Origin of the sequence: Rhodococcus sp. ENV425 (genome assembly GCF_002887785.1) — a bacterium.
In the GTDB taxonomy this organism is placed as follows: domain Bacteria; phylum Actinomycetota; class Actinomycetes; order Mycobacteriales; family Mycobacteriaceae; genus Rhodococcus; species Rhodococcus aetherivorans.
Genome location: NZ_PCZU01000283.1, coordinates 69,147 through 75,895, shown reverse-complemented (window position 1 = coordinate 75,895; position 6,749 = coordinate 69,147). Strand labels below are relative to the sequence as shown.

Annotated in this window: 8 protein-coding genes; 5 read left to right on the top strand and 3 right to left on the bottom strand. The window is 71.6% G+C overall.

Translation table 11 applies throughout. From position 1 onward, the window contains the following. Window positions 1-19: 19 nt before the first annotated feature. Entirely contained in the window at window positions 20-613 is a 594-nt protein-coding gene (locus tag CQZ88_RS26960; RefSeq protein ID WP_102800558.1) for an HdeD family acid-resistance protein, read from the bottom strand. A gap of 108 nt (window positions 614-721) precedes the next feature. Between CQZ88_RS26960 and CQZ88_RS26955 the strand changes: the two genes are divergently transcribed. Then, window positions 722-1,534, top strand: coding sequence for a DUF72 domain-containing protein (locus CQZ88_RS26955; RefSeq protein ID WP_102800557.1), 813 nt, complete (start codon window positions 722-724; stop codon window positions 1,532-1,534). 62 nt (window positions 1,535-1,596) lie between these two features. Further along, a complete protein-coding gene (locus CQZ88_RS26950; RefSeq protein WP_180987090.1) occupies window positions 1,597-2,070 on the top strand; it encodes a hypothetical protein in 474 nt (157 codons plus the stop codon). 9 nt (window positions 2,071-2,079) lie between these two features. Here the strand turns inward: CQZ88_RS26950 and CQZ88_RS26945 are convergent, their stop codons facing one another. Further along, entirely contained in the window at window positions 2,080-2,592 is a 513-nt protein-coding gene (locus tag CQZ88_RS26945) for a MarR family winged helix-turn-helix transcriptional regulator (protein ID WP_006941674.1), read from the bottom strand. Between the two features lie 72 nt (window positions 2,593-2,664). Here CQZ88_RS26945 and CQZ88_RS26940 point away from each other — a divergent pair, with 72 nt between their 5' ends. Together CQZ88_RS26940 and CQZ88_RS26935 are read left to right on the top strand one after the other, a co-directional pair. Then, on the top strand, window positions 2,665-4,089 hold the full coding sequence (locus CQZ88_RS26940; protein WP_102800556.1) for an FUSC family protein: 1,425 nt from the start codon (window positions 2,665-2,667) through the stop codon (window positions 4,087-4,089). Window positions 4,090-4,153: 64 nt separating this feature from the next. After that, entirely contained in the window at window positions 4,154-4,816 is a 663-nt protein-coding gene (locus tag CQZ88_RS26935; protein WP_006941672.1) for a cyclase family protein, read from the top strand. Here the strand turns inward: CQZ88_RS26935 and CQZ88_RS26930 are convergent, their stop codons facing one another. After that, entirely contained in the window at window positions 4,817-5,575 is a 759-nt protein-coding gene (locus tag CQZ88_RS26930; RefSeq protein ID WP_102800570.1) for a M50 family metallopeptidase, read from the bottom strand. It lies immediately after the preceding gene. A 117-nt stretch (window positions 5,576-5,692) separates the two neighbouring features. On the opposite strand from CQZ88_RS26930, the gene CQZ88_RS26925 reads away from it, so the two are divergent. After that, the coding region (locus CQZ88_RS26925) for an MFS transporter (protein ID WP_258008813.1) at window positions 5,693-6,749 on the top strand (1,057 nt) is incomplete at its 3' end.

Below are 6,749 nucleotides of genomic sequence, written 5' to 3'. Positions count from 1 at the left end.
CGGCCCCCGCGGGCCGGGCTCACACGAGCCCGGCCCGCTTCGCCACCTTCCGAACCTGGAAGGCCACGACGATCAGCAGCACGCCGAAGAGGATGGCGTAGATTCCCAACAGCCAGATGAGGCTGATGATCCCGCTGCCGGGGAAGATCAGCAGCACGACACCCAACAGAACCGCAAGGATGCCGGCGAAGAGCGACCACCCCCATCCCGAGTTCGGGACCTTCCGGAAGCTCAGCGCACCGATGATGCCGGTGACGCCGAACAGGATCGCGTAGAACGCGATGATGTAGAGCACCACGAGTGCGGTGGCCGCGGGCCAGACGAGGGCCACGATGCCAGCGGCGATGGAGACCAGGCCCATCGCGAGCCACCAGCCCCAGCCGTCGAGGCGAGCCCGGTCGCGAATCGAGTGGTAGACGAGTACGACGCCGTCGACGATGGCGTAGATACCGAACACCACCACGAGGGCCCAGACGGTGATCCCCGGCCACACCAGGGCGACGACACCGAACAACACGGCGAGGATGCCCCGGATCAGCACCAACCACCACATCTGTTTGAACAGGGGACTGAACTGATCGTTTGCGGTGAAAGCTCTCTCGGACACGGCCACTCCTAGGATGCGGTCTCGTAGTTCGGGCACAGCGTAGGCCCGTACCGTCCCCCGCGCCTGCCGAACGACGATCCGATTCCCAGTCGTGACGAGCGTTACCGTGGACCGATGGCTCGGGTGCGGATCGGGATCTCCGGCTGGCGGTATGCCGAATGGCGCGGTGACTTCTACCCGGCGGGGCTGGTGCAGCGCCGCGAACTCGAGTACGCCGCGGAGCGGTTCGGATCGATCGAGATCAACGGCACCTTCTATGCGCTGCAGCGACCGTCGAGCTTCCTGCGGTGGCGGGACGAGACACCGGACGGGTTCGTCTTCGCCGTCAAGGGCGGCCGGTACGTCACCCACATGAAGCGCCTCGTCGACGTGGACGACGCCCTCGCCAACTTCTTCGCCTCCGGTGTGCTCGCCCTCGGTCCCAAGCTCGGACCGGTGCTGTGGCAACTGCCCCCCACTCTGGCATTCGAGCCGGAGCGCCTCGGCGCATTTCTCACGAGCCTGCCCGCGTCGACGCGCGAGGCCGCGGCGCTCGCGGCGCGGCACACGGACAAGGTGCGCGAGGACCGGGTGTGGACCGAGATCGACGCGGACCGGCCGATCCGGTACGCGCTCGAGGTGCGCCACCCCAGCTTCGCCGACGAGGAGGCGGCCGCCCTGCTCCGCCGGCTCGACGTCGCCCTCGTCGTCGCGGACACCGCGGGCCGCTTCCCGTTCCTCACCGAGGCCACCACCGATTTCGTCTACGTGCGGTTGCACGGCGACACCGAGCTGTACGCCAGCGGCTACACCCCCGAGGCGCTGGACGAGTGGGCGGCCCGGATCCGCGGTTGGCGCTCCGAGGGGCGCGACGTGTACGTGTACTTCGACAACGACATCAAGGGCTACGCGCCGTGGGACGCGCTTGAGCTACAACGCCGGGTGTGACACGGATGTCGGTGCCGGCTGGCAGGCTGGCGCCGACACGTCGGCAACCCCAGGAGGACATCGTGTGGCCAACGCAGTGGCCGGAGATCGCACGCGACGTTGCGGATCACACCGCGACCGCGCTCGCCGCGGCCCGGGCGCAGTCGGTGCCGGCGTGGGAGGACGCGGTGGCCGAGCTCGCCGCGTTGCCGTACGAGCAGGTCGCCGGGGTACACGCGACGATGATGCGGGAACTGCTCGAGGAGTTGCATCCGGACGGGCTGACCGGTGAGGACGTGCAGGCGGTGCTGGAGCGCAGCGCGCGCACGGCGTCGACGTGGCTGCCGTCGCTGCAGCCGGACACGCTGGTCGCGGTGCTCACCGGCACGCTCGGGGTGTCCGATCCCGACGCGCCGAAGGCTCGCCCCGACGAGTACCTGCGGGCGGGGCTGGTCGTGCTCGCGGATCTGCTCGCGGCACGCCGGGCGGGTCCCGAGCTCTACCTGCGCCGCGCGCTGGGCGAGATCGAACGCGCAGAGACGATCGAGATGCCCTGACGTCCCGGATCAGGGCCGGGTCTGCGCCTCGACCTCGCGGGTGAGGCGCCGCAGCAGAGCGGTGAGGGTGTCGAGTTCGCCGTCGGTGAATCCGTCGAGCAGGTGGCGTTCCCGGGTGAGGCGGCGCGGGAACTCGGTGTCGACCACGGCTCGCCCCGCATCGGTGAGTGCGAGCAGGACCACGCGACCGTCCCGCTCGAAGCGCTGACGTTCGACGAGGCCGAGTCCGACGAGGCGGTCCGCGTGCTTGGTGGTGGAAGCGCCACTCAGTCCGGTGACGGAGGTGACTTCGCTGGCGCGCAGCGGTGATTCGCTGCGGGCGAGGGCGCACAGCACCTCGAATTCGGGGCGCGTGACGCCGCTGGGGACGAGTTCGCGGTCCAGTTGGGCGAGCACCAGGGAGCTGATCCGCGTGATGCGGCCGACGACGTCGATGGGTCGCGTGTCGATGTCGGGGTACGTCTCGGCCCAGCCGACCCGCACGCGGTCGACGAAGTCCTCGGGCTGGGTGGCGTCCGTCATGGGCCCATTCTAGCGATGAGTCTCACAATCGATTTATATTTAATTTATACGTGAAGTATCTACACTGGGGGAGTGCCCCTCGCTACCTCTGTCCCGGACCGCAGCCGCCTCCGTCACTCGCGGATCGCCCTCGCGCACTCCCTCTCGCCGACGGCGTGGCGCGAGTCGCTCGAGTTCCGCAGTGCGGACGCCACGCGCGCTCCGGCGCTGCGCGTCGGGGCGGCAGTTCTCGTAGTCCTCGTCGCGGGAGGGCTGCTGGATCTGCCGCATCCGGCCGGCTTCGCCGCCCTCGGTGCACTCGCCTCGGCGTTCGGCCGGCACGAGCCCTACTCGCAGCAGGCCGGCAAGATCGCGGTGGTCGGCCTCGGGGTGGTCGGGTACGCCGCACTCGGTGCCGCCGTGGGGACCACCGGTGCGGCCATGTGGACGCAGATCGCGGTGCTCTCCGTCGCGGCCGCGATCGCCTTCTGGATCCTCGGCGCCTTCCGGCTGTCCGGCCCCGGCCCGGTGATCCTCATCTTCGCCGCGGCCGGTGCCGCCGGATTCGCCCGCACCGCCGTAGACGTGCGCGACGTGGTCGTCGCGACGGCCCTCGGCGCGCTCGTCGGCTGGGCCGTCGCGATGCTGCCCGCGCTGCATCACCCGCACGGTCCCGCCCGGCTCGCCGTGGCCCGGGCCCTGGCGGCGGTCGCGGCGATCGAACGCGACGGCGAACGGGCCGTGCCGGGCGCCCGGGCGGCGATCGCCCGCGCCCACGAGGTTCTCGCGCTCGGATTCAGCCGGACCGACCGGCACACCCACGAACTGCTCGCGCTGCTCGACGCGGCCGAGACGGTCGTCGACGGGGCCGCATCCGGCGTCGCGGCCGATCGCGTCGCCGAATTCGCCCTGTTCGAGGCCGAGCTGCGAAAGGTGCGGCGCGACATCGCGATTCCTCGCGTCGATGCGTCGGGGGCGCCGGTCCTCGCGCGGCCCGCCGGATTCGCGCGAGAGGGATTCGCCCGGTTGCGCGATCGCGCGCTTCTCGTCGGCGCGGGCCGGGTGCTGCTCGCCGCGCTGATCGCGGGCTGGTTCGCCGAGGCCGCCGGTCTGCAGCACCCGCTGTGGGCGACGATGGGCGCGATGGCCGCGTTGCAGGGGGCCAACTACCGGAACACCGTGCAGCGCGCGATCCAGCGGTTGCTCGGCAACGTCGCAGGCGCGGTGCTCGCCGCCGCGCTGCTCGCGCTGTCCCTCGACTACTGGCCGTACGCGCTGGCCATCGTCGTCCTGCAGACGGTGGCGGAACTGTACGTGATGAAGAACTACGCAGCGACCTCCGTCGCGGTGACCGCGATGGCACTGCTCCTCACCGGTCTCGGGGCGTCCGTCGGGCCGGAGATCGCGCTGAGCCGGATCGCCGACACCCTCGTCGGTGTGGTGGTCGGCGTGCTCGTCGCGGCCGCGACGATCGACCGCGCCGACCGGCATCACCTCACGGCAGCGCCGGCGCGCTGAGTGAGCCCCGCGCGGCGGCGCTGCGTGACCCCGCGGATCGCGGGTCACCCGTTAGCATCGGCGCATGCGCGTGCGCCGGATCGTCGACCTGAGCCGCACCGTCTCCGGCGACACCCAGGTCTACCCGGGCGATCCCGTGCCGGTGCTGACGCCGCACGCGACGCTCGAGCGCGACGGGTACAACCTGCTGCGGGTGGAGATCGGCTCGCAGACCGGAACGCACGTCGACGCCCCGCTGCACATGCGCGCCGGGGCCGCGCCGATCGACCGGGTGCCGCTCGAACATTTCGTGGGTCGCGGGATCGTCCTGGACGTGCGGGGCCTGCCGCCGCGCACCGCGGTGACGCGGCGGCACGTCGTCGACGGAGTGGCCGGCGGACCGGACCCGGGCCCCGGCGACATCGTCCTCCTGCATACCGGGTGGGCCGAGCACTACGGCACCGATGCCTACTTCGAGCACCCCTATCTGTCGGAGGACGCGTGCCGGTGGCTGCTCGGGCGGGGCGTGCGCACCATCGGCCTCGACGCCCCGAGCATCGATTCCGCCCTCGGCAGTGACTATCCCGCGCATCGCCTCGTCGCCGAGGCCGGCGGCATCGTGTGCGAGAACCTGTGCAACCTCGAACTCGTCGACTTTCCCGATCCGCTGATCAGTCTTCTTCCGCTGCGGCTGCGGGACGCGGACGGCGCCCCGGTGCGGGCCGTGGCGATCGCGCTCGAGCCGTGATCAGGGCACCTGCGTCGCGATGATGCGTGCGGTGCCGTACGCCGCGGTACCGAGCGTGACGACCGCGAACGCCACGATCCATACCGCCGTCGGCACCCGGGTGAGCCACCGCAGCTGATCCGCGTCGGAGCCGTGCCCGCGGCCGCGCCGGTGGGTGCGCGCCAGTTCGAGCACCGGCCGGGTGGCGCCGAACAACAGCACCCAGGTGGTCAGGTACGCGACGGTGTAGCGCACCAGCTCGTCGCCGTAGTAGGCGGCGGTCCCGATCACCGCGCCGGCCGCCAGCACCGAGACGAATCCGAAGAAGTTGCGGATCAACAGGATCAGCAGGGCGAGCGCGGCCAGCACGGACCACAGCACCGCCGCGGGCCGGTCGACGGTGAGCAGGGTCGCGGCCACGAACCCGAGCACGGCCGGGCCGGTGTACCCGGCGAACGCGGTGGCGATCATGCCCGGCCCGCGTGGGTTGCCGGAGGACACGGTCACGCCCGAGGTGTCGCTGTGCAGGCGGATGCCCGCCAGCTGCCGGCCCACGAGCCGTGCGACGAGCGCGTGCGAGCCCTCGTGTGCCTGGGTGATCACATGCCGCGTCACCAGCCACAGCGGGCGCACCGTCACCAGCACCAGCGCGACGGTGGCGGTGAGGGCGACGAGCAGGGGCGGCGCGGGCTCGCTCACCGCGGAGACGGCGTGCCATCCGGCGCGGACCGCCGACCCGAAGGACTCGAGTGGCGTGGACGGATCGGCCTCAGGGTCCACGGTCGGCACCTTTCTCTCGGGAGTCCGCCATCGTACGGTCCGGCAATTCGCTCCACGGGCGCCGGGAATGTGCCACTCTCTATAGGGGCTAATCATTCATATCAATAGGGAGGCCGGGTGTCGGTCGAGGTTCTGGAAAGGCGCCGGGTGGCTCGGCCGTCGTGGATCGCACTGTCGGTGTTCCTCGTGTTCGCGGCGAGCAATGCCCCGGCTCCGCTGTATGTGGTCTGGCAGCGCGAGATGGGTTTTCCACCCAGCACGGTCAGCCTGATCTTCGTCAGTTACATAGTCGGGTCGGTCGTGGCGCTGGTGTTCGGTGGCCGCGCTTCGGACCGATTCGGACGTCGGGCCGTCCTGCTGCCCGCCCTGGGTCTCGCGATCGTGGCCTGCCTCGTGTTCGCGACGGCCCGCACGCCCCTGTGGCTGGAGGCGGGGCGGTTCTTCATCGGCCTCGCATCCGGGGCGTTCGGCGCGGCGGGGTCGGCGGCGATCGCCGACGCGTTCGGCCCCGGCCGCGGAGCGCGTGCCGCGCTGTACGCGAGCGCGGCACCCGTCGCCGGGTCGGCCGTGGGGCCGCTGCTCTCCGGGGTGCTGGCCGACGTCGCGCCGGCGCCCACACGGCTGGTCTTCCTGGTGCTGATCGTTCCGCTGGCGGCGGCCGCGATACCGCTGACCGCCGTCGGCGGTCGTCCGGCCGGGGTGGGCGGTCGCTGGGTGCAGCTGCCGAGCATCCCGCGCGAGATCGCGGGAACCGTGCTGCTGTCCATGGCTGTGGCCGGCAGCCCCTTCGCGCTGGCGGGGCTGTTCATCTCCCTCGGCCCGGCGTTGATCGCCGACCTGCTCGGCAACGACACGCGAACCCTGGCCGGCGCGGTGTCGTTCGTGGTCTTCGGGGCCGGGGCCGGGGCGCAGTTCCTCGTCCGCCGGATGAGCATCTACCGGGTCGCGGTGGTCGGGCTCTCGGTTTCCGCGCTGGCCGCGGTGCTCATCGCCGTCGCCGTCGGCGCCGCCTCGGTGCCCGTCATCGTCGTGGCCGCGATCGCGGCAGGCCTGGGTCAGAGCCTGGCACAGCTCGCCGGGCTCACCCTCGCGCGCGGGTATGCGCCGGAGGGGCGGACCGCCGAAGTGGTGTCCATGGTGTGGCTCGCCGGATACGCCACCGTCGGGTCGGGGA